The organism is Stenotrophomonas sp. RG-453 (assembly GCF_033843685.1).
GTDB lineage: Bacteria > Pseudomonadota > Gammaproteobacteria > Xanthomonadales > Xanthomonadaceae > Stenotrophomonas > Stenotrophomonas bentonitica_A.
In genome coordinates this window covers 137257-158686 of the sequence record NZ_JAMYED010000006.1, presented here as the reverse complement: position 1 = coordinate 158686, position 21430 = coordinate 137257, and the positions used below count along the sequence as shown (strand labels likewise).

General features: G+C 67.1%; 24 protein-coding genes, 2 tRNA genes and 1 pseudogene. 17 read left to right on the top strand and 10 right to left on the bottom strand.

Annotation, left to right across the window (positions count from 1 at the left end; all coding sequences use genetic code 11):
• The first annotated feature begins 125 nt into the window (after positions 1 to 125).
• The 5 genes from trpE (at position 126) to NJD74_RS13095 (ending at position 4897) form a co-directional block, all read left to right on the top strand.
• Positions 126 to 1601, top strand: coding sequence for an anthranilate synthase component I (gene trpE, locus NJD74_RS13115; RefSeq protein ID WP_284128686.1), 1476 nt, complete (start codon positions 126 to 128; stop codon positions 1599 to 1601).
• Positions 1602 to 1676: 75 nt separating this feature from the next.
• Positions 1677 to 2255, top strand: a complete 579-nt coding sequence (locus tag NJD74_RS13110; protein WP_019185309.1) for an aminodeoxychorismate/anthranilate synthase component II — start codon at positions 1677 to 1679, stop codon at positions 2253 to 2255.
• Between the two features lie 33 nt (positions 2256 to 2288).
• Entirely contained in the window at positions 2289 to 3326 is a 1038-nt protein-coding gene (gene trpD / locus NJD74_RS13105) for an anthranilate phosphoribosyltransferase (protein ID WP_070472315.1), read from the top strand.
• A gap of 63 nt (positions 3327 to 3389) precedes the next feature.
• Positions 3390 to 4184 (top strand): indole-3-glycerol phosphate synthase TrpC, encoded by a 795-nt coding sequence (gene trpC, locus NJD74_RS13100; protein ID WP_070472312.1) that lies wholly within the window; start codon positions 3390 to 3392, stop codon positions 4182 to 4184.
• A complete protein-coding gene (locus tag NJD74_RS13095; protein WP_319624318.1) occupies positions 4181 to 4897 on the top strand; it encodes a haloacid dehalogenase-like hydrolase in 717 nt (238 codons plus the stop codon). Before trpC ends, NJD74_RS13095 begins: the two co-directional genes overlap by 4 nt.
• A 50-nt stretch (positions 4898 to 4947) precedes the next feature.
• Here the strand turns inward: NJD74_RS13095 and NJD74_RS13090 are convergent, their stop codons facing one another.
• Both NJD74_RS13090 and crp read right to left on the bottom strand, forming a co-directional pair.
• Positions 4948 to 5709: a sulfite exporter TauE/SafE family protein gene (locus NJD74_RS13090; RefSeq protein WP_019185313.1), complete on the bottom strand. Its 762-nt coding sequence runs from the start codon at positions 5707 to 5709 to the stop codon at positions 4948 to 4950.
• A 123-nt stretch (positions 5710 to 5832) separates the two neighbouring features.
• Complete coding sequence (crp, locus tag NJD74_RS13085) at positions 5833 to 6498, bottom strand: cAMP-activated global transcriptional regulator CRP (protein ID WP_019185314.1); 666 nt, start codon at positions 6496 to 6498, stop codon at positions 5833 to 5835.
• 170 nt (positions 6499 to 6668) lie between these two features.
• Here crp and speD point away from each other — a divergent pair, with 170 nt between their 5' ends.
• Both speD and sugE read left to right on the top strand, forming a co-directional pair.
• Complete coding sequence (gene speD, locus NJD74_RS13080; RefSeq protein ID WP_019185315.1) at positions 6669 to 7463, top strand: adenosylmethionine decarboxylase; 795 nt, start codon at positions 6669 to 6671, stop codon at positions 7461 to 7463.
• A gap of 172 nt (positions 7464 to 7635) precedes the next feature.
• Positions 7636 to 7953, top strand: coding sequence for a quaternary ammonium compound efflux SMR transporter SugE (gene sugE / locus NJD74_RS13075; protein ID WP_070472306.1), 318 nt, complete (start codon positions 7636 to 7638; stop codon positions 7951 to 7953).
• A gap of 146 nt (positions 7954 to 8099) precedes the next feature.
• On the opposite strand, the gene coq7 is transcribed toward sugE, so the two are convergent.
• The gene (coq7, locus tag NJD74_RS13070; RefSeq protein ID WP_019185317.1) at positions 8100 to 8744 is read right to left on the bottom strand and encodes a 2-polyprenyl-3-methyl-6-methoxy-1,4-benzoquinone monooxygenase; all 645 of its coding nucleotides are present in this window, start codon (positions 8742 to 8744) and stop codon (positions 8100 to 8102) included.
• Between the two features lie 181 nt (positions 8745 to 8925).
• Here coq7 and rplM point away from each other — a divergent pair, with 181 nt between their 5' ends.
• Both rplM and rpsI read left to right on the top strand, forming a co-directional pair.
• Positions 8926 to 9354, top strand: coding sequence for a 50S ribosomal protein L13 (gene rplM, locus NJD74_RS13065; protein ID WP_017354548.1), 429 nt, complete (start codon positions 8926 to 8928; stop codon positions 9352 to 9354).
• A gap of 2 nt (positions 9355 to 9356) precedes the next feature.
• Positions 9357 to 9749 (top strand): 30S ribosomal protein S9, encoded by a 393-nt coding sequence (rpsI, locus tag NJD74_RS13060; protein ID WP_019185318.1) that lies wholly within the window; start codon positions 9357 to 9359, stop codon positions 9747 to 9749.
• Between the two features lie 265 nt (positions 9750 to 10014).
• On the opposite strand, the gene NJD74_RS13055 is transcribed toward rpsI, so the two are convergent.
• Together NJD74_RS13055 and NJD74_RS13050 are read right to left on the bottom strand one after the other, a co-directional pair.
• Positions 10015 to 10089 (bottom strand) — tRNA-Gln (locus tag NJD74_RS13055).
• A gap of 49 nt (positions 10090 to 10138) precedes the next feature.
• Positions 10139 to 10215: transfer RNA gene (locus NJD74_RS13050), tRNA-Met, on the bottom strand.
• Between the two features lie 121 nt (positions 10216 to 10336).
• Between NJD74_RS13050 and NJD74_RS13045 the strand changes: the two genes are divergently transcribed.
• The 3 genes from NJD74_RS13045 (at position 10337) to bfr (ending at position 11906) form a co-directional block, all read left to right on the top strand.
• Positions 10337 to 10966, top strand: a complete 630-nt coding sequence (locus NJD74_RS13045; protein WP_019185319.1) for an RNA pyrophosphohydrolase — start codon at positions 10337 to 10339, stop codon at positions 10964 to 10966.
• A 116-nt stretch (positions 10967 to 11082) separates the two neighbouring features.
• The gene (locus NJD74_RS13040) at positions 11083 to 11289 is read left to right on the top strand and encodes a (2Fe-2S)-binding protein (protein ID WP_019185320.1); all 207 of its coding nucleotides are present in this window, start codon (positions 11083 to 11085) and stop codon (positions 11287 to 11289) included.
• 146 nt (positions 11290 to 11435) lie between these two features.
• Positions 11436 to 11906 carry a bacterioferritin gene (bfr, locus tag NJD74_RS13035; protein WP_019185321.1) on the top strand — a complete coding sequence of 157 codons (471 nt, stop codon included), beginning with the start codon at positions 11436 to 11438 and terminating at the stop codon, positions 11904 to 11906.
• 1 nt (position 11907) lies between these two features.
• On the opposite strand, the gene NJD74_RS13030 is transcribed toward bfr, so the two are convergent.
• Genes NJD74_RS13030 through NJD74_RS13020 form a run of 3 tightly spaced genes read right to left on the bottom strand, consistent with a single transcriptional unit; the run spans position 11908 to position 16769 of the window.
• Positions 11908 to 14223, bottom strand: a complete 2316-nt coding sequence (locus NJD74_RS13030) for an ATP-binding protein (RefSeq protein WP_319624317.1) — start codon at positions 14221 to 14223, stop codon at positions 11908 to 11910.
• A 2-nt stretch (positions 14224 to 14225) separates the two neighbouring features.
• Positions 14226 to 16085 carry an EAL domain-containing response regulator gene (locus tag NJD74_RS13025; protein WP_070426107.1) on the bottom strand — a complete coding sequence of 620 codons (1860 nt, stop codon included), beginning with the start codon at positions 16083 to 16085 and terminating at the stop codon, positions 14226 to 14228.
• A 57-nt stretch (positions 16086 to 16142) separates the two neighbouring features.
• Positions 16143 to 16769, bottom strand: coding sequence for a DUF4126 domain-containing protein (locus NJD74_RS13020; protein WP_070472299.1), 627 nt, complete (start codon positions 16767 to 16769; stop codon positions 16143 to 16145).
• A 181-nt stretch (positions 16770 to 16950) separates the two neighbouring features.
• Between NJD74_RS13020 and NJD74_RS13015 the strand changes: the two genes are divergently transcribed.
• From NJD74_RS13015 to ampE, 5 genes and pseudogenes are all read left to right on the top strand, one after another.
• Positions 16951 to 17700, top strand: a complete 750-nt coding sequence (locus NJD74_RS13015; protein WP_019185325.1) for a DUF6776 family protein — start codon at positions 16951 to 16953, stop codon at positions 17698 to 17700.
• 4 nt (positions 17701 to 17704) lie between these two features.
• Positions 17705 to 18070 (top strand): annotated as a pseudogene (locus tag NJD74_RS13010) (polymer-forming cytoskeletal protein); the annotation flags it as partial.
• Positions 18071 to 18220: 150 nt separating this feature from the next.
• A complete protein-coding gene (gene erpA, locus NJD74_RS13005) occupies positions 18221 to 18610 on the top strand; it encodes an iron-sulfur cluster insertion protein ErpA (RefSeq protein WP_019185327.1) in 390 nt (129 codons plus the stop codon).
• A gap of 69 nt (positions 18611 to 18679) precedes the next feature.
• Positions 18680 to 19585: an NAD(+) diphosphatase gene (nudC, locus tag NJD74_RS13000; RefSeq protein WP_070472296.1), complete on the top strand. Its 906-nt coding sequence runs from the start codon at positions 18680 to 18682 to the stop codon at positions 19583 to 19585.
• A 120-nt stretch (positions 19586 to 19705) separates the two neighbouring features.
• Positions 19706 to 20599, top strand: a complete 894-nt coding sequence (gene ampE / locus NJD74_RS12995; protein WP_319624316.1) for a regulatory signaling modulator protein AmpE — start codon at positions 19706 to 19708, stop codon at positions 20597 to 20599.
• 10 nt (positions 20600 to 20609) lie between these two features.
• Here ampE and NJD74_RS12990 read toward each other — a convergent pair whose 3' ends face one another.
• Complete coding sequence (locus NJD74_RS12990) at positions 20610 to 21029, bottom strand: DUF2752 domain-containing protein (RefSeq protein WP_070426103.1); 420 nt, start codon at positions 21027 to 21029, stop codon at positions 20610 to 20612.
• Positions 21029 to 21388, bottom strand: coding sequence for a CD225/dispanin family protein (locus tag NJD74_RS12985; protein ID WP_019185331.1), 360 nt, complete (start codon positions 21386 to 21388; stop codon positions 21029 to 21031). Before NJD74_RS12985 ends, NJD74_RS12990 begins: the two co-directional genes overlap by 1 nt.
• Positions 21389 to 21430: the final 42 nt, after the last annotated feature.

The window sequence follows — 21430 nt, the reverse complement described above, 5'->3', positions numbered from 1 at the left end:
GTACAGTCGCCGGGTGTCCATTCTGACGACCCCGCATACCCTTTCTTCCGCTCGCCGTTGGTGGCGATGGTGGCCTGTTGCCGTCGTCCGTCCCGCCACCGCCGTTTCCCGGAAGGAAAGTCGTCTTGATCACGCTCGAGCAGTTCCAGCAGCAGGCCGCTGAAGGCCACACCCGCATCCCCGTCGTCCGTGAAGTGCTGTCCGACCTGGACACGCCGCTCTCGGTCTATCTGAAGCTCGCCGACGGCCCGCATACCTATCTGTTTGAATCGGTCGAGGGCGGCGAACGCTTCGGGCGCTATTCCATCATCGGCCTGCCGGCGCGCCGGGTGTATGCCTTCCACGGCCATACCCTGACCATCAGCGAATCCGGCACCGTGGTGGAAACCCGCGAGGTCGCCGACCCGTTCACCGAGGTCGAGGCCCTGCGCAGCGCCCACTCGGTGCCGAAGCTGGCCGGTCTGCCCGGCTTCACCGGCGGCCTGGTCGGCTGGTTCGGCTTCGAGTGCATCGGCTACATCGAACCGCGCCTGGCGCCGCCGCGTGGCCGCGACGAGCTGGGCACGCCGGACATCCTGCTGCTGCACTCCGAAGAACTGGCGGTGTTCGACAACCTCAAGGGCCGCCTGTACCTGATCGTGCATGCCGACCCGGGTCAGCCCGGTGCATGGGAGGAGGCCCAGGCGCGGCTGGATGCGCTGGTCGCCAAACTGCGTGCGCCCGGTGCCGGCTACCCCGCGCCGATCACCCGCGACGTGCTGGACGAGAACGATTTCGTCTCCGGCTTCACCCGCGAAGGCTTCATCGCTGCGGTCGACAAATCCAAGGAATACATCCGCGCCGGCGACATCTTCCAGGTGGTGCTGAGCCAGCGCCTGAGCGTGCCGTTCAAGGCGCGCCCGGTGGATGTGTACCGCGCGCTGCGTGCGCTCAATCCCTCGCCGTACATGTATTTCCTCGATACCGGCGACGTGCAGGTGGTCGGCTCCTCGCCGGAAATCCTGGTGCGGCTGCAGGACGGGGAAGTCACCGTGCGTCCGATCGCCGGCACCCGCCCGCGCGGCGCGACGGTGGAGGAAGACAACGCACTCGAAGTGGAACTGCTGGCCGATCCCAAGGAACGTGCCGAGCATCTGATGCTGATCGATCTCGGCCGCAATGATGCCGGCCGCGTGTCCAAGGCCGGCACGGTGGAAGTGGGCGAGCAGTTCGTGATCGAGCGCTACAGCCACGTCATGCACATCGTCAGCGAGGTCACCGGGCAGCTGCAGCCGGGCCTGAGCTATGCCGACGTGCTGCGTGCGACGTTCCCGGCCGGCACCGTCAGCGGCGCGCCGAAGATCCGCGCGCTGGAAGTGATCCGCGAGCTGGAGCCGATCAAGCGCAACGTCTACGCCGGCAGCATCGGCTACATCGGCTGGCATGGCGATGCCGATACCGCGATCGCGATCCGCACCGCGGTGATCAAGGACGGTCGCCTGCACGTGCAGGCGGGCGCCGGCATCGTCTACGACTCCGACCCCGGCAAGGAATGGGACGAGACGATGAACAAGGGCCGCGCGTTGTTCCGTGCCGTGGCGCAGGCAGCCAAGGGCCTGTAACGCACTGCTGCCGAACGGCCTGACCCGTGCGCGGTTGCGCGCACGCCACTTCCCCATTCAAGACGGACCCTGACCATGTTGTTGATGCTCGACAACTACGACAGCTTCACCTACAACCTCGTGCAGTACCTGCAGACGCTCGGCGCCGAAGTGAAGGTGGTGCGCAACGACGCGTTGAGCGTCGATGAGATCGCCGCGCTGGCGCCCGAGCGCATCGTGATCTCGCCCGGCCCGTGCACGCCCAACGAAGCGGGCGTGTCGCTGGAGCTGATCCGCCGGCTCGGCCCGACCACACCGATCCTCGGCGTGTGCCTGGGCCACCAGAGCATCGGCCAGGTGTACGGCGGCGATGTCATCCGCGCCACCAACATCATGCACGGCAAGACCTCGCCGATCCGGCATGAGGGCAAGGGCGTGTTCGCCGGCCTGCCGGACCGCTACCAGGCCACGCGCTACCACTCGCTGGTGGTGGACAAGACCACGTTGCCGGCGTGCCTGGAAATGACCGCCTGGACCGAGAACGAGGACGGCTCGATCGAAGAGATCATGGGCCTTCGCCATCGCGAGTACCCGGTCGAGGGCGTGCAGTTCCACCCCGAGTCGATCCTCACCGAGCATGGCCACGCCCTGCTGAAGAATTTCCTGCAGCGCTGAGCGCGCCGCACCTGCATCACAAAGGACCCCCGCATGACCTTCTCCCCCCAGGAAGCCCTGCAGCGCACCATCGAGCACCGCGAGATCTTCTTCGACGAAATGGTCGACCTGATGCGGCAGATCATGCGCGGTGACGTGTCGCCGGTGATGACCGCCGCGATCCTGACCGGCCTGCGGGTCAAGAAGGAAACCATCGGCGAAATCGCCGGTGCCGCCACCGTGATGCGCGAGCTCGCCCTCGCGGTACCGGTGGAGGACAAGACACATCTGGTGGATATCGTCGGCACCGGTGGGGATGGTTCGCACACCTTCAACATTTCCACCTGCGCGATGTTCGTGGTGTCTGCGGCCGGGGCCAAGGTGGCCAAGCATGGCAACCGCAGTGTTTCCTCCAAGTCCGGCAGTGCCGATGCAGTCGAGGCACTGGGCGCGATCATCGATCTGCAGCCGGAGGAGGTCGCGCGCGCGATCACCGAGACCGGCATCGGCTTCATGTTCGCGCCGATGCACCACCCGGCGATGAAGGTCGTCGCGCCGGTGCGCCGCGAAATGGGCGTGCGTACGATCTTCAACATCCTCGGCCCGCTGACCAATCCGGTCGGTGCGACCAATGTGCTGATGGGCGTGTTCCACCCGGATCTGGTCGGCATCCAGGCACGCGTGCTGCGCGAACTCGGTGCCGAGCGCGCGCTGGTGGTGTGGGGTCGCGACAACATGGATGAGATCTCGCTCGGCGCCGGCACGCTGGTCGGCGAGCTGCGCGACGGCAAGGTGCGCGAGTACGAGATCCATCCGGAAGACTTCGGTATCGCGATGTCGGCCAGCCGCAACCTCAAGGTCGAGAGTCCGGAGGAATCCATCGCCATGCTGCGCGGCGTGCTCGACAACCAGCCCGGCCCGGCGCTGGACATCGTCGCCCTCAACGCCGGCGCCGCCCTGTATGTGGCCGGTGTCGCCGACAGCATCGCCGATGGCCTGGCCCGCGCGCGCGCGGTGCTGGCCGATGGCAGTGCGCGCTCGCGGATGGAGCAGTACGTGGCCGCCACCCGCCGCATCCGCGGGGCCGTCTGAGCCCGCGTTTTCAGAATTCAGCGGGGCTGGCCGATAATGGCCGGCCTCCAGGACCCCAATGACATGAGCGACATCCTCGATACCATCCTGGCCCGCAAGGCCGAAGAAGTCGCCGCACGCCGTGCCCAGGTGCCGCTGGAGGCGCTGATCTCGCGCGTGGAGCAGGCCCCGCCGGTGCGGGGGTTCGCCGATGCGCTGCGCGCCTCGATCACCGCCGGCAACCCGGCCGTGATCGCCGAGATCAAGAAGGCCAGTCCGTCCAAGGGCGTGATCCGCCCTGACTTCCATCCGGCCGATATCGCGGTGAGCTACGAGTTCGGTGGTGCCAGCTGCCTGTCGGTGCTGACCGACGTGGACTTCTTCCAAGGGAGCGATGCCTATCTGCAGCAGGCCCGGGAGGCCTGCACGCTGCCGGTGCTGCGCAAGGACTTCGTGATCGATGCCTACCAGGTGTATGAAGCGCGCGTGCTCGGCGCGGACTGCATCCTGCTGATCGTGGCTGCTTTGGACGACCGCCAGCTGGCCGAGCTTTCCGACCTGGCCATGCAGCTGGGCATGGACGTGCTGGTGGAAGTGCACGACATCGACGAGCTGGAGCGTGCCATCCAGGTGCCGGTGCCGCTGATCGGCATCAACAACCGTAACCTGCGCACCTTCGAGGTCTCGCTGCAGACCACGCTGGACATGCGCCAGGCCGTACCGCGCGACCGCCTGCTGGTCACCGAAAGCGGCATCCTCGGCCCGGCCGATGTCTCGGTGATGCGTGAGGCCGGGGTCAATGCGTTCCTGGTCGGCGAGGCCTTCATGCGCGTGGAAGAGCCCGGCGAGGGCCTGCGTCAGCTATTCTTCAGCGCATGACAGCGATCTACCCAACGCCGCGCGACGACGCCCCGCTGGTGGTCTTCGATTTCGATCACACCCTGTATGACGGCGATTCCGGCAGCCATCTGTTCGCCTGGCTGATCAAGCGCAACCCGCTGCGGCTGCTGGCCGCCCTCATCGCCACGCCGCTGCTCGGCCCGCTGGTGGCGTTCCTGCCGACCCGGCGCCGCGGCATCTCCGGCTATGTCTGGATCGCCACGTTCGGCCTGCACCGGGCGCGCGAGTTCAACAAGGTGATCGACCGCTACGTGCTCAAGCACGAGGCCGACATCCGTTGCCGCCTGCTGCCGGTCGCGCTGGAGGTGTTTGCCCGCCACCGGGCCGCCGGAGACCGCGTGGTGGTCGCCACCGGTGCGCCGCCGGAACTGGCCCGCGCGATCCTGGCCTTCGTCGCCCACCAGGGCGTGCCGGTGATCGGCAGCGAGGTCGGCCCGTTCCTGGGCGCGGTCATCGCCACCCGGCACTGCCACAACGAAGAAAAGATGCGGATGCTGCGCGAGCGCGGGTATGGCGAGATCGACGTCGCCTACTCCGACAGCAGCGCCGACCTGCCGCTGCTGCTGGCCGCGGCCGCGCCGGTCGTGGTCAATCCCAAGGCCTCGCGGGTGGCGTACTTCCGCCAGGTGCTGCCCCCGGATACCCCGGTGCTCAACTGGGGCTGCGTGGACCGGGCCGGCGACCCGGTCTGATCCGGCGCTGAAAACGCCCGGGAAGGGCTGAAAAGCGTGTCGCGTCCGGCTCAGCCTGCGCGCCACTGCACGATTGCGTGGCTGATCTGGAACAGGCTGATGCCCAGGACCAGCACGCCGACGGCGATCAACACCCAGCGTTCCTTGACGTTCTTGACCAGAATCGCGGCGATCGGCGCAGCCATCATGCCGCCGATCAGCAGGCCGGCGACGATGTTCAGGTACTGCACGCCCATGGTCAGTAGGAAGGTGATCGACACCGCGAGGGTCACCACGAACTCGGCGGCATTGACCGTGCCGATGGTGGTGCGGGCCTTTCCGCCGCGGGCGAGCAGGGTGGAGGTGGCCACCGGGCCCCAGCCACCGCCGCCGCTGGCATCCAGCAGGCCGGCCACGAAGCCCAGCAGCGGGACACGCTTCACTTCCTGCGCCGGCAGCATCCGGCCGGCCGCGCGCAGCAGGATGAAGATGGCCAGCACCAGCAGATACATATAGATGAAGGGGCGAATCACGTCACCGGGCAGCTGGGTCAGCACGTAGGCCCCCACCACACCACCGACCGCGCCGGGAAGGGCCAGGCGCAGGAACAGCCGGCGATCCACGTTGCCGGCGACCAGGTGCGACACCCCGGAGGCGCCGGTGGTGAAGACTTCAGCGGTGTGCACGCTGGCGCTCACGGCTGCCGGCGGCACGCCCATGCTCAGCATCACCGAGGAGGACACCAGCCCGAAGGCCATGCCCAATGCGCCATCGACCAGCTGTGCGCCCAGGCCGATCAGGATGAACCAATAGAATTCGCTGCCAAGTTCCATGCGAACAGCCTAGCGGCAAATGGGCAGGTAGTGCCGGCCGCCGGCCGGCAACCTCGTCCAGGTCGACGGGCAGGGGGGGATCTGCGTGGTTGCCGGCCAGCGGCCGGCACTACGCGGGCAGGATCAACGGGTGCCGTACAGAACGACGGTCTTGCCGCGGGCATGCAGCAGCCCGTCGGTCTGCAGCTTCTTCAACACGCGGCCGGCCATCTCACGCGAGCAGCCGACCAGGCGCGCCAGCTCCTGGCGCGAGACGCGCAGCTGGGTGCCCTGCGGGTGGCTCATGGCCTCCGGCTCGCGGGACAGGTCGTGCAGGGTCCGCACGATGCGGTCGGTCACGTCCAGGAAGGCCAGGCGGCTGGCTTTCCTGCTGGTGTCGAGCAGGCGCTTGGAGAGCTGCTGGCCGATCGAGTAGAGCAGCCGCGGGGCATCGGCGGAGAGCGGGCCGAGGAACAGCTGATGCAGGCGTTCGTAGCTGATCTCGGCCAGTTCGCACGGGGTGCGGGTGCGCAGGATCACCTCGCGGCGGTCCGATTCCACGAACAGCCCCATCTCGCCGACGAACTCTCCCGAGCCGAAGTAGCCCAGCACCAGCTCACGATCGTCATCTTCCTCAGCCATTATTGAGACGGAGCCGCTGATGACGTAGTACAGGGTGCCTGCCGGATCCCCCGGACGGAATACGTCGGTACGGGCGGGATAACGGCGGCGGTGGCTGTGGGCCAGGAAGCGATCGATTGTTGCGATATCCAGGGCCAATGGACTTGTGGCAAGGCGCACAGTTGACACGTTGAGGCGCTCCGATTGCTCATGAAGAATTCACGGCTATGTGCCGGGAGCTTAACGATCCGAATTGTTAAGGGCAAACCGAGCACAGCTACTCGTTTCAATGCAAGTTTCGCCCCCGATCACTTTGCCCCATAATTACTTCTTTCCCACCACACACAGGATCGACCGCCGTGGTCAAGCCGTTGCCTCGCCTGAGGTTGCAGGGTTTCAACAACCTCACCAAGGCGCTGAGCTTCAACATCTATGACGTCTGTTACGCCCGCACCGAAGAGGAGCGTCAGCGTTACATCGAATATATTGATGAAGAGTACAACGCCGATAGGCTGACTCAGATCCTGACCGACGTTGCCGAGATCATCGGCGCGAACATCCTGAACGTGGCCCGCCAGGACTACGACCCCCAGGGTGCCTCGGTGACGATCCTGATCTCGGAAGAGCCGGTGATCGACAAGAAGCAGGCCGGCAAGGAGCTGATCTCCGACGCCGTGGTCGCCCACATGGACAAGAGCCACATCACTGTCCATACCTACCCGGAAACCCATCCGCAGGAGGGCATCGCCACGTTCCGCGCGGACATCGATGTGGCCACCTGTGGCGTGATTTCCCCGCTGAAAGCGCTGAACTACCTGATCGAGAGTCTGGAATCGGACATCGTGATCATGGACTACCGCGTGCGTGGCTTCACCCGTGACGTGAAGGGCAAGAAGCACTACATCGATCACAAGATCAACTCGATCCAGAACTTCCTGGCCAAGAACATCAAGTCGCGCTACGAGATGTTCGACGTCAATGTCTATCAGGAAAACATCTTCCACACGAAGATGCACCTGAAGGACTTCGACCTGGACCAGTACCTGTTCGAAGAGAAGGCCAAGAACCTGTCGTTCAAGGAACGCATGAAGATCGAGGCGCTGCTGCGTCGTGAGATCGAAGAGCTGTTCCACGGGCGCAACCTGGCCGAGTAAGGCACACCCTGCGATGTCGTCCGGGCCTGGCCCCGGCCGGCGTCGTCCAGGCGGGACGGCCCGCCCTGTGGAACCGGTGTTTGCGCAAAATCGGGTTCCACGGCAGCTACCGACGACGGTCCGGTGTGAAAACACCGGGCCGTTTTGTTTTTGTTAACCCAAGGAATCCCCCATGCCCTGGATCTATCTTCTTGTGGCCGGTCTGTTCGAGATCGGCTTCGCCATCGGAATGAAGTACTCCGAAGGCTTCAGCAAGCCCCTTCCCACGCTGGCCACCGTCGCCGCCGCCCTGGTCAGCCTGTACCTGATGAGCCAGGCCATGAAATCCATTCCGGTCGGCACCGCCTATGCGATCTGGACCGGGATCGGCGCACTGGGCGTGGCGATGCTGGGCATCTTCCTGTTCGGCGACAGCGCTTCGCCGTCGCGGCTGGCCTGCATCGCGTTGATCGTGGCCGGGGTGATCGGGCTGAAGCTGGTCTCGGGGTAACGCCCTCGCATTCGCGCTGGCGCTCCCACGGTTCGCTGTGCGAACCGTGGGCCCCCGGCTCACTGAACACCCATACCCCCGCCGCTTCGCGGCGCCCCCCTGACTCAGGGGGGCTTTTCACCCGATGCACGCGGCGCGGTGGAGGCTTAAAGGCGGTACGCGATGGTCTTCATGACCTTGGAGGCCAGCGCCATCACCGATGGGATCGGGGCGGGCAGCCTGCGCGCGCCGGCATGCTCGGCGTGGTCGGCATGGCGGGCCTCGTCGATCTTCATCACCTTGATCACCTCGCGGCTGCGCAGGTCGGCCGGCGGCAGGGTGTCCAGGTGTTCGTCCAGATGGGCTTCCACCTGGCGCTCGGTTTCGACCACGAAGCCCAGGTTCCAGCCGTCCCCGCGCAGGCCGGCCAGGGTGCCGATGGTGTAGCTGCCGGCATACCAGATCGGGTTGAACAGGCTGGGACGGCTGTCCAGTTCGCGCAGGCGCTGGGCGCACCAGGCCAGATGGTCGGTCTCTTCCTGGGCCGCATCGAGCAGGTGGGCGCGGGTTTCCGGCTCGCGGGCGACCGCGGCCTGGCCGAAGTACAGGCCCTGGGCGCAGACCTCGCCGACGTGGTTGATGCGCATCAGGCCGGCGGCGTGGCGGCGCTCGGGTGCGGCCATCTGCACGTCCGGGGTGCCCTCGGCGGGGTAGGGGCGGCTGGCCGGCGGATTGCCGAACACCGTATCCAGGGCCCGCTGGGCTTCGGTCAGCAGGTGGTCGAGCGGGGTGATCTGGCGGAGCGCGGTCATGGCAGGCGGTGTCGCGGCGGGGGACCGTCGATTCTCGCCCCATGGGGCCGGTGTGCCAAGCCGGGATCGGGGTCAACTTGCATGTGGTGGGGATGGCCAGTACAATCCCGCCTCTTCACAACGCGTGGCAGAGTTCCGGCCGTACTGCGCCGTAATGAGCCCGACCTACTTGAGTTCTTTCATGAGCACTTTCACTGCAAAGTCCGAGACCGTCCAGCGCGACTGGTATCTCGTCGACGCTTCCGGCAAGACGCTGGGCCGTCTGTCCACCGAGCTGGCCCGCCGTCTGCGCGGCAAGCACAAGCCGGTCTACACCCCCCACGTTGATACCGGTGATTACCTGGTTGTCATCAATGCAGAAAAGATTGCCGTCACCGGCAACAAGCTGCAGGACAAGCTGTACCACCGCTTCACTGGCTACATCGGCAACCTGAAGACCGAAACTCTGGCCCAGGCGCTTGAGCGCCACCCGGAGCGCGTCATCGAGACCGCCGTCAAGGGCATGCTGCCGAAGGGCCCGCTGGGCCGCGCCATGTACCGCAAGCTCAAGGTGTACTCGGGTTCCGAGCACCCGCACGCCGCTCAGCAGCCCCAGGTTCTGGATATCTAATCATGGCTATCACGCAAAACTACGGCACCGGCCGCCGCAAGTCCTCCACCGCCCGCGTGTTCCTGCGCAAGGGCGCCGGCAACATCACCGTCAATGGCCGTCCGCTGGACGAGTTCTTTGGCCGTGAGACTGCACGCATGATCGTGCGTCAGCCGCTGGAACTGACCAAGAACACCGAAACCTTCGACATCATGGTCACCGCTGCTGGCGGTGGTACCACCGGTCAGGCCGGTGCGATCCGTCTGGGCATCGCCCGCGCGCTGATCGAGTACGACGAAACCCTGAAGTCCGAGCTGCGCAAGGCTGGCTTCATGACCCGTGACGCCCGTGAAGTCGAACGTAAGAAGGTCGGCCTGCACAAGGCACGTCGCGCCACCCAGTTCTCCAAGCGCTGATCCATCGCGCCTGGCGTGGGATCCTTCGGGATCCCCCTGGGAGGTACGCAAAAGCCCGGCTTCGGCCGGGCTTTTGTCGTTTTCGGGGGTGGGTGTCCCGTCCGGGGGCGCGCGCCGCCAGGCGAGGGGATGTGGCAGGCAGGGCAGGGGAGGGCTGGCGCCCACACCTTGCTGCGCAAGGTGTGGGGTCCGGGCGCTTCGCGTCCCGACAAACGCCCAAACAAACAGAAAAGGCCGATCTTTCGATCGGCCTTTTCTGTTTGTTTGGCTGCCCCGGATGGATTCGAACCACCGAATGCCTGAGTCAGAGTCAGGTGCCTTACCGCTTGGCGACGGGGCAAAATGTGCGTGCAATTATTGCACTTTCTCCCTGAAAAACCAAGCGAACTTGGTGGCTATGGGTGGACTCGAACCACCGACCCCAGCATTATGAGTGCTGTGCTCTAACCGGCTGAGCTACATAGCCTCAGGGAGCCGGTAATTCTGGAGATGTATCTGGAATCTGTCAACACTTTTTCACCGCGCTTGTGAGTGGGCAGCGGGCGTGGCACAGTCCCGATCAGTAGATTTTTCTAGGAGTCCGCATCGTGATCGATCCGGACGGCTATCGACCGAACGTCGGTATTGTGCTGATGCGGCAGGATGGGCAGGTTTTCTGGGCACGACGCGTGCGCCGGGATGGCTGGCAGTTCCCGCAGGGCGGCATGAACACCGACGAGACGCCTGTCGAAGCCATGTATCGCGAGTTGCAGGAAGAGACCGGGCTGTTGCCGGAGCACGTTGAAGTGCTCGGGGCGACGCCGGGTTGGCTTCGCTATCGGCTGCCGGCACGGGCCATCCGCCGCAATGAACGGCAGGTCTGCATCGGCCAGAAGCAGGTGTGGTTCCTGCTGCGGCTGGCCGGGGACGAATCCCACGTCACCCTGGACCATACCGACAGCCCCGAATTCGACCAGTGGCGTTGGGTCGACTTCTGGTACCCGGTGGAGCACGTGGTGATGTTCAAGCGGGGCGTCTACGCACGCGCCCTGCGCCATCTGGCGCCGCTGGCCCGGGGAGTGGCCGGGACGGGGGTGGAATCGATGCCGAAATCCGCCCAGGAAGCCTGGATGCCCGGCAATGCGGCCGGCCACGACCGGCCACGCAAGCGCACCACGCCCAAGCGGGGCGGCGGCTACTGGCCGCGCAAGACCAAGGGCGAGCCGGGCGCGGTCTGAGCGATCCCGGCGGCCGTGAACCGTATCGAGAATGATTCAGGTTCGAAATTGACAACCATTCTCGTTTCGATTGGAATAGCAGCAGGCCGATCCGGGCCTGCCTGCCGAGTCCGCACGTGTACGTCTGCATCTGCAACGGGGTTACCGACCATCAGATCCGTGAAGCCGCCCAGAGCGGTGTCGCGAGCGTGTCCGAGTTGACGATGCGCACCGGCTGCGGCGCCACCTGCGGGTCCTGCCTGGACATGGCGGCGGACCTGCTGGCCAAGTTCAGCGCCACCCACGATCTGCCCCTGCCGGTCCTGGGCCTCCAGGCCGCCTGACCGGGCGGTGCGCCCGCGAGCCGCCGGCCGCCCAGGGTGGGCTAGCCACCCTTCTGCCGGGTCGCAACTGAGCACGATTCGCGTTCCTTCATGCTCCCGCGCGACGCGCTACAGTGCCCGCGATTCCACGCAGCAGGAGCACGCTCATGAAGGGCGACGCGAAAGTCATCGAATTCCTCAACAAGGTCCTCTACAACGAGCTGACCGCCATCAACCAGTACTTCCTGCACGCCAAGATGCTGAAGAACTGGGGCCTGAAGGAGCTCGCCGATCACGAGTACAAGGAATCGATCGAAGAGATGAAGCATGCGGACATCCTGTCCGACCGCATCCTCTTCCTCGAAGGCCTGCCGAACTTCCAGGCACTGGGCAAGCTGCGCATCGGCGAGAACCCGGCCGAGATCCTGCAGTGCGACCTCAGCCTGGAACGCGATGGCGTGGTGACCCTGCGCGAAGCGGTGGCCTATGCCGATTCGATCGGTGACTACGTCAGCCGCCAGCTGTTCGTGAAGATCCTCGAGTCCGAGGAAGAGCATATCGACTGGCTGGAAACCCAGCTGGACCTGATCGAGCGCATCGGCGAACCGAACTACCTGCTGACCAAGATCGAAGACTGAGTCAGCCCTGCAACGGGGCGCGCAGGCGGGCGTGATAGCCGCCCAGCGCGATCCGTGCACGCGCGAACTCGGCGATCAACAGCGCCACCGCGACCGCGGGGCGCTCCAGCGTGCCGGCGCGGGCATCGTGCTCGATCCGCCAGGCCGCTGCCGACAAGGCCATCGCACCCACATTCGCACTGGCGGATTTGAGGCTGTGCGCCAACGCGCGCAGCTGGTCCAGATCCGCGGCGACCGAGGCGTCCTGCAGCTGCCGGATCAACGGTGGCGTGTCATCCAGGAACACGCCGATGATGCGCGCGGTGTCGGCGCCGATCACCTCCAGCAGTTCATCCAGCACCTCCTGATCGAGCACCGGGGCCGGTGACTCGTCGCGGGTTGGCGAAGCGGCGGGCGGAGCCGGCGCGTGCTGAGGCAGGGACGGTGGCTGCACTGCCGGGTCATCGGCCATCGCACTGCCCCAGCGCGCCAGTACGGCCTGCAGCGTTTCGCGGTTGATCGGCTTGGACAGGTAGTCATCCATGCCGGCCTGCAGGCAGCGCTCGCGGTCGCCGGCCATCGCGTTGGCGGTCATCGCCACGATCGGCAACCGTGCGGTGCCGCGCAGGGCCTCGTGCGCACGCCAGCGGCGGGTGGTGTCGTAGCCATCCAGCACCGGCATCTGGCAATCCATCAACACCACATCGAATGGCCGCGCGTGCATCGCTGCCAGCGCCTGCTCGCCCTGCGTGGCGGGCTCCACCTCGCAGCCCAATACCTGCAGCAGGCGCTGGGCGACCAGCAGGTTCACGCTGTTGTCCTCCACCAGCAGCACGCGCAATGGGAACTGCGGCAGGGCCATGGGCGAGCCGGCGTACTCCACCTCGGCCAGCAGCGCGGCCGGCCGGGCGCTGGCGACCACCGGCCTCAGCAGTGCATGCAGCTCGCTGTCTGCAACCTGCCGCGGCAGCGCCGGTCCCGGGCCGAGGGCCTCGGGCGCGGGTGCCTCCTCGCCGTACAGCCACAACAGCTGCGCTCCGGCATGCCGCTCGTTGCCGACCAGCGCCTTCTGCAGCGCCTGGGTGCCGTGACGCAGGCCGTCAGTGTCGGCGATGACCCAGGCCAGCACCGGGTCGATGCCGGGGCGCTGCGGCGCGCGCAGGGCGTCGATCGCTTCGGCGGCGGTCTCCACCGTGTGCAGGCGCAGGTCATGGTGCTGGGCCACGCGCTCGATGCGCTGGGCCAGCAACGCATCGCGCGTGATCAGCAGGGCGCGGCGCACGGTGCCGATGGCGGGCAGGTCGCCGATCACCTTGAGCAGCGGGATCTCGAACCAGAACGTGGCGCCCCGCCCGGGCGTGGAATGCACGCCGATGCGGCCGTGCATGAGATCGATGATGCGCTTGCAGATCGCCAGCCCCAGGCCGGTGCCGCCATACAGGCGCGTGGTCGAGGCATCGGCCTGGCTGAAGGACTGGAACAGGCGCGCCTGCAGGGCGTCATCGATGCCGATGCCGCTGTCGGCGATCTCGAACCGCAGCTGGTGCTGTGCGTTGGTCTCGCCCTGGCGCTGCACGCGCAGCCGGATCTGGCCGCGCTCGGTGAACTTGATCGCGTTGACCAGCAGGTTGCTGAGCACCTGGCGCAGCCGCACCGGATCGCCGCGAACCGACAGCCGCACCGCCGGGTCCAGCTCGAGCGACAGCTGCAGGCCCTTGGGATCGGCGGCACGCTGCATGAGCTGCACCAGTCCTTCCAGCAGCTCGCGCAGGTTGAACGTGGTGATCTCCAGGTTAAGGCCCCTGGCTTCGAGCCGCGAGTAATCGAGGATGTCATCGACGATGCGAAGCAGCTGCTGCGAGCTGGTCGCGGCGGTCTGCAGCATCTGCCGCTGGTCGCTGCCGAGCTGACCGCGCGCGATCAGGTCCAGCATCGGCAGGATGCCGTTGAGCGGCGTGCGGATCTCATGGCTCATCGTGGCCAGGAACTCACCCTTGGCCAGCGCCGCGGCTTCGGCGGCCTGCTTGGCGCTGAGCAGTTCCTGTTCGAGCTGGTTCTGCTGCTGCCGGCGTTGTTGAAGGTGATCGCGCTCCAGCAGCAGCGACTCGCTGCGCTGCTGCAGGGTGTGGAGCTGATCCTGCGTCTCCCGCCAGCGGCGCACCACCTGCAGCGCAGCCAGCAGCGCCAGCACGCCGGTGCCCGCGGCGATGTCGATCCAGGGGCCATTGGCGCCGATCCGTGACATCACGCCGGCGGTCGCGCAGGCCGCGGCCGACCCGGCGGCGATCCACAGCGAGGCCGGGGTGGGCGAGGGGGCTGGCCGTCCGTGGCGTCCCATGCTCAGAGCACCGAGTTCTGGAAGTCGAAGTTCAGTTCGCTGCCGGCGGACTGGACCATGTTGCCCTGGATGAAATCAACGCCGCTGATCCACATCGCGGCCGCGGCCTGCGGATCTTCGATCTGCTGGCCGATGATGCGCAGCCCGGCGCGGTGCGCCCGGTCGATCGCCGCGCGCAGTTCGTCGCGGGTCTGCTGGTTGGCATGGCTGTTGGAGAAGCGCGCGGCCATGCGCACATACGCCAGCGGCAGCTGCGCCATCAAGGCGTTGGCCTCATCGCCCGGCTCGAACTGGCTCAGGCAGAAGCGCACGCCGGCCGCATGCATGCGCGTGCAGAACTGCTGCAGCGTAACGGTGTGGATCAGGGCATCAGGCAGGCGCACGTCGATGACCAGCGCGCTGCCGTCGATCTGGCGGCTGGCCAGCGACTCCAGCAGCCAATCGCCGAACGCATCGCGGGCCAGCGTGCGCAGCGACTGCGAGACGAACAGGTGCAGCGGTTGTGCGGCGTGGCGATACAGATCCAGCAGGCCCAGTGCGTGGTCGAGCACCTGCTGGTCAAGATCGGCGATGCGCCCGGCCGCCTCGGCCGCCGGAATCACCTGGCCGGCGGCCAGCACGCTGCCATCGGCCTGGCGCAGCCGCAGCAGCACCTGGTACTGCGCGGTGTTGCCGCCGGCGACGGCGACGATGGGTTGATAGGCCAGTTCCAGTTGCCCTTCCAGCAACGCAAGATGTTCCTGTGCGGCCACATCTTCGCGACGCACATAGGCGGCCACGCCGGCGGTCAGCAGGCGCGCCTGCAGCGTCGTGCGTTCGACCGCTTCCAGCGCGCTGCCCGCATCGGAGAAGCCCGGGGAGAGCTGGGCATGGCCGACCACGCCGCGCAGGTGCACCGATTCGTCATCGCGGATCACGAACGCGCGCGTGGACAACTGTTCGCGTAGCGCGTGCGCCATCGTATCCAGCGTGTCCTCGTCGGCATCGCGGGCCAGGACCAGGAAGCTGTTGTCGTTCAAGCGCGCCAGCAGGTGCGGTTGCGCGGCATCGGCCAAGCGTTGGCCGGCCTGGGTCATCAGCCGTTCGAAGGCGGCATAGCCATAGCGTTCGCGCAGGCCGAGCGCACTGGCGATCTCGATGAAGAACAGGCCGCCGCGATCGCGGTGCGCGAGCGAGGTGCCCAGCTCCTGCATCACGTGATGGCGGGTGGGCAGGCCGGTCTCGGGATTGTTCATCGCCGGCGCACCCGCGTTGCCCGCCTGCGAGGCGGCCTGCGCACGGGCGCGGCGGATCCGGTTGGAGACGGCCGCGATCAGGTGGCGCGGGCGGATCGGCTTGCTGAGGAAATCATCGGCACCGCTGTCGAGTACCTCGAACTGGCGCTCCGGATCCGGGTCGCCACTGAGGAACACGATCGGCAGCAGCTGCTGGCCAGGCTGCTGGCGGATCAACGCGGTCAGGCGCATGCCGTCCAGGCCGGGCAGGTGCAGGTCCATCAGGATCAGGTCGGGGCGATGCTCGGCGATGGCCTGCTGCACGCCTTCGGCATCGCCGTGCACCAGCGCCTGCATGCCGGCGCCGTGCAGCACGCTCTGTGCGAACAGCGCCTGCGAGCGGTCGTCTTCGACGATCAGGACGCGGTACGGCGAATCGATGCCTGGCGGCACCAGGTCGCTGGCATCGGTGGTCATTGGCGGCAGCAACGGCGGCGGGCTGGCCGGCACGGGATTGAGCGCGACGACATTGCTGTGCGGCAACGCGGCGGGCGTGGCCTGGCGTTGCCAGCGCTGCCAGTGCTCGGCCGGCGGCGTTTCAGCGCGCACGGCGCGGGCGGGTGCAACAACGTTGTCGTGAACGGCCATCCGTACTCCCAGTCTGCGCCGCAATTATGCGATGAACGCCCGGAGGCAGGGCGCGCCTTACCGGGGCAGGGTGCCCGGTTTCACCTGCGTCTGCCCACTGTCGGCCTGGCGCATCAGCCAGCGCATCCCCTTCCACAGCGTCCGCCAGATCATCCACACGATCAACGCGCCGATCAGGCTGCACGCCACCACCAGGATCAGCGCCAGCCACGGGTGCGCCAGTGCGAGCGCCAGCCCGCCGACCACCACGGTGTCTTCGGCCGCCGAGGCGACCCAGTTGCTGGCCGGTTCGGGCGAGGTGTTGAGCAGGGCACGGGTGCCGGACTTCAGCCCGTGGCTGGCCAGCGCCACGCCGGCCCCGGCCACCAGGGCGGTACCGCTGAGTTCACCGCTGGGCGAGAGCGTGGCCGCGGCCAGGAACGCACCCGCCGGTACCCGGGCGAGGGTCTGGATCAGGTCCCAGACTGAATCGACCCCGGGGATCTTGTCGGCGAAGAACTCGGCGATGGCCAGCGCGGCCGAGGTGCCCAGCACCCACCACGATTCGGTGGCCTGCAGCGCGGGCGGCAGGTCGACCCAGCCGAGCAGGCCGGCCAGCCCCACGCCGAACACGGTCAGGTACACGCGGATACCGGCCAGCCAGGCCAGCAGGATGCCGATCACGAACAGGTGGGCTTCGGTCATGGCACGCGCTCCGGTGGCAGAATGTGCACAGGCGCACACTATCGTGGATGACGTCCATGAACGCTACTGCCCGGATCCCGAGCCTGCGCGGACAAGGCCTTTTCCCTGACTTACACTAGCCCGTCGTTCCAGACAGGGGCCGTTGCGACAGCGCCGGCAGGCGCGGTCGCCCAGGACTGCCATGAATAAGCCCACACCTTCCCGCATCCAGATCCGTCGGCCGGGCACGCCGCCCGTGCAGGACCGCAAGCGCCTGCTGGTGCTGGGCGGTGCCTGGCTGCTGTCGCTGATCCTGGCCGCGCTGCTCGGCGCCTGGCTGGGCTCACCCGGCGGCGACGTCGGCACCCAGCTCAAGGCCGCCGAGACCCGCAACGAGCGCCTCCAGCAGCAGCTCATCGAACTGCAGCAGCGCCAGGCGACCCTGCAGGCCTCCGACCGCATCAGCCGTGCTGCCAATACCGAGGTCCAGGCCTCGCTGGGTGAGCGCGATGAAGAGATCGCCGGCCTGCGCGCCGACGTGGCCTTCTACGAGCGCCTGGTCGGGGCGACCAGCCAGCGCAAGGGCCTGAACACCCATTCGGTGGAGTTTTCGCCGGAAACCGGCGGCACCTGGCAATACGCCGTGGTGCTGACCCAGAACCTGAACCGGGGGGCGATCAGCCAGGGGCAGATGCGCTTCACCGTGGAAGGCGTCAAGGACGGCAAGCTGACCTCGGTCAGCTGGGACGAGCTGCACCAGCGCACCAAGGTACCGGGCCAGGACTATTCCTTCCGGTACTTTCAGCAGCTCACCGGCAGCGTGATGCTGCCCCAAGGCTTCACCCCGCAACGTGTGCGGGTCACGCTGGGATCGGGCGCGGGGGGCGCCACCCAGGTATTCGATTGGAAACAGGCCGGGGCACCGGCGGCATCGGCAAAAGAAGGGGAGTAAGCCCATGTTTGGCAGCAACAAGTCCAACCGCGACGGACATCTGGTCGTGGACGCGCTGATCGGCGCGCAGGTGGTGATCCGCGGGGACGTGGAATTCAGCGGTGGCCTGTATGTGGAAGGCACCATCCTGGGCAAGGTGATTGCCCAGGACGGCGCCAGCAACGCCACCCTGACGGTGGCCGAGCACGGCGCCATCGAGGGCGAGATCCGCGCCCAGGTGGTGGTCATCAGCGGCCGCCTGGATGGGGATGTACATGCCACCGAGCGGGTCGAACTGACCCCCAGCGCCCGGGTCACCGGCAACATCCACTACCAGGTGGTGGAAATGCACGCCGGTGCCCAGCTGACCGGCCGCCTGATCCACACCTCGGCGCAGATGGCCCTGCCGCCGCCGTCCGGGGATGCGGACGAGGGCAAGGGCAAGGACACCGCCGCCCGCAGGAAGCTGGCCGAGGCGATGGCCTGAATCGCGCCGGCGCCACACCTTGAAACCGTGCTCATGCAGCCCCATGCTGGGGGCATGAGCACGCTTGTTTCCCTGCCCGGCGCACCCGCCGCCGCGCCGAACTACCAGTCCCTGGACCGTCCGCTGAACTTCACCGAGGCCGCTGCGGCCAAGGTCAAGGAGCTGATCCAGGATGAGGGCAACGCTGCCCTCGCCCTGCGCGTCTACATCGAAGGCGGTGGCTGTTCCGGCTTCCAGTACGGGTTCGAGTTCGATGAGAACCGGGCCGAGGACGATCTGGCGGTGGATACCGCCGGCGTCACCCTGCTGGTGGATCCGCTGAGCCTGCAGTACCTGATGGGCGCCGAGGTGGATTACACCGAGAGCCTGACCGGCGCGCAGTTCGTGATCCGCAATCCGAACGCGAAGACCACCTGCGGCTGCGGCAGCAGTTTCAGCATGTGATGCGCGCGCAACCGGCCTGAGGGTCGGTTGCCGCTTGCCAGTCCCGCCGAATGTGGGCAGGCTCTTGCGATGTCCAAATTCTCTTCGCAGCTTTCCGGTTTCGCCTTCGTCAGCGAGCCGTTGGAGCGCGCCGATACCCTGCGCGATGACGCCGATGCGTTGTTGCGGCTGTGGCCGGACGCGCGCGTATTGGTGCTCGACCAGGACGGTACCGCACTGGCGGGCAACGACGGCCAGCCCCTGCCACTGACCGGCGCCGAGCTGGGCGGTGGCCCGGGTACCGCGATCTTCCTCGGCCTGCGCGGCGAGCAGGCGTGGTTCTCGATGGAGGCCGCCGGCCTGTCGGTGACGGCCCCGCAGCGGGTCGACCTGCGGCAGTCCGCCGCGACCTGGTCCATCGCCGATTCCACCGCCTTCTGTTACGCACGCGGCATGTCCTACTGGCAGTCGCGCACCCGTTTCTGCGGCGTGTGTGGCGGCGCGGTGACCTTCAGCCGTGGCGGCTTCGTCGGACGCTGCGGCCAGTGCGCAACCGAACATTACCCGCGGGTGGATCCGGCCGTGATCGTGGCCGTGGAAAACCAGGGCCGGCTGCTGCTGGGCCGGCAGGCCAACTGGGCCCCGCGTCGCTATTCGGTGCTGGCCGGCTTCGTCGAGCCCGGTGAATCGCTGGAGCAGACCGTGGTCCGTGAGGTGTTCGAGGAAAGCCGGGTGCGCGTGCGCGAGTGCCGCTACCTGGGGACCCAGCCATGGCCGTTCCCCGGCGCGCTGATGCTCGGCTTCGCCGCCACGGCCGAAGACGACGTGCCGACCGTGAACGGCGAGCTGGAAGATGCCCGCTGGTTCACCGCCCAGGACGTGGGCGCTGCCCTGGCCCGGGATGTCGAGGACGACGGCGAAGGCATCCGCCTGTCCCCGCCGATCTCGATCTCGCGCAGCCTGATCGAGCACTGGTACCGCCAGCAGGTCGCCTGACCGTCGCCTGCCGTTGCCGCAGGCTGAACACGCGGCGCGTTACATTACCTACGGCCCGGGGAATTGCCGGGCCGCAAGGCATAGTAGCGGCGCGTTCCACGTCCCGAGCCGGAGGCTTACATGTTCACCACCCTGGTCGCCGTGCTGGTTGCCTTGGCCCTGGGCCATGTCGCGCCGGGCGCGGCCGTCGCGCTGCGGCGTTTCGGCCTCTACCGGCGCTGGCTGCAGTGGCTGGACCGGCATGCCGCCGAAGACGGCGCCTGGCGCGGACGCAAGGGTGCCTGGCTGGCGGTGCTGCCGTTCGTCGTGGTGCTGGGCCTGATCCAGTGGCTCTTCGATGATCGGGTGTACGGCCTGCCGTCACTGCTGCTGGGCGTGCTGGTGCTGGTGATGTGCTGGGGCCCGCGCGACCTGGACCGTGATGTCGAGGCGGTGATCGATGCCGATGACGCCCATGCGCGTCATCTGGCGATCGCGCAGCTGCAGTCCGCCGGTGGCAGCCTGCACGAAGACGTCCCCTCGCTCGTCGAAGCAACGGTGCTCAACGCGCTGCGGCGCTGGTTCGCGGTGCTGTTCTGGTTCCTGCTGCTGGGTCCGGTCGGCGCGCTGCTGTATCGCCTGCTGGCGTTGCTGGCGGTCGGCCCGATGCGCTCGCTGGCCAGCGTGGAAGCGGTCGCCGGTGCACGCGTGGTGCTGTCCTGGCTGGAATGGCCGGTGGCGCAGCTGATGTCGCTGTCGATGGCGCTGGTCGGCAACTTCGATACGGCGCTCAAGGCGTGGCGCGAGGCGCATGGCAACCAGTGGGCCACCTCCACGCACTTCCTTGGCGCGGTCGCGCGGGCGAGCGTCAGTGCCGAGCTGCGCGAGGATGCGCACGATTACAGCGATGCGGGCATGGTGCCGGTATGGCGTCGGCTGCCGGAACTGCGCGATGCGATGAGCCTGGTGTGGCGCATGCTGCTGTTGTGGATGGCAGTACTGGCGCTGCTGGTGATCGCCGGCTGGGTGACCTAGCGGTTCACGCTCAGCCCGGCGCCAACCAGGTGAACGGCACCCATGGCAGGTTGCGTGCGATCCAGTACGCCGGCAGCAGGATCAGCCAGAACGCCGGTTTCATCAACAGCGTGATCAGCGGCTGCAGCACGCGTGGGCGCCAGCCCATCGCCCAGCCGATCACCAGCGGGGCGATGGCCAGCATCAGCATCGCCAGGGGATTCATCGAGAACGCGGCGACCACATCGCCGTGGGCCAGCGCGTGCAGTGCACGCGTCAGCCCGCAGCCGATGCAGTAGTACCCGGTAACGGCCAGGAAGCTGCACGGCGGGAACGGACTGCTGGCGCTGTTGGGGTCGTAGTGCCGCAGCACCCAGAACCCCGCGCCGGCGGCCAAGGCGGCCGGCGGCAGGGCCGCCAGCAACCAGCGCTTGCCGTGCAGCGCGATCATCAGCTGGCGCTTTCGATCTGCTGCTGGAACTGCTGCATCTGCTGCATGTAACCGTCAACGCCCATGAAGGCCAGCGAGATCACGAACAGCACGACGCCGGCGATCAGGAAACCGGTGGTGACCCACGCCCAGATCTTGGCGTTCTTGGAGGCACGACGTGCGCCTTCCAGGTCGCCCTGGTTGAGCAGGCCGTTGACCTTGCTGGCGAACACGATCGCGACCACGCCGGTGACGATGCCCGGGAAGCTCAGGCACGACAGGCAGCACACGAAGAACGCCAGGATGGTGACGACGATCGACCAGATCAGGTGGTTCGGAATGCTGCCCGGGGCGGGCGGCAGGGGGGCGGTGGCATTCATCAGCGAAGCTCCATTTGCTTGGGTGGGTGTGTACGGGATGGA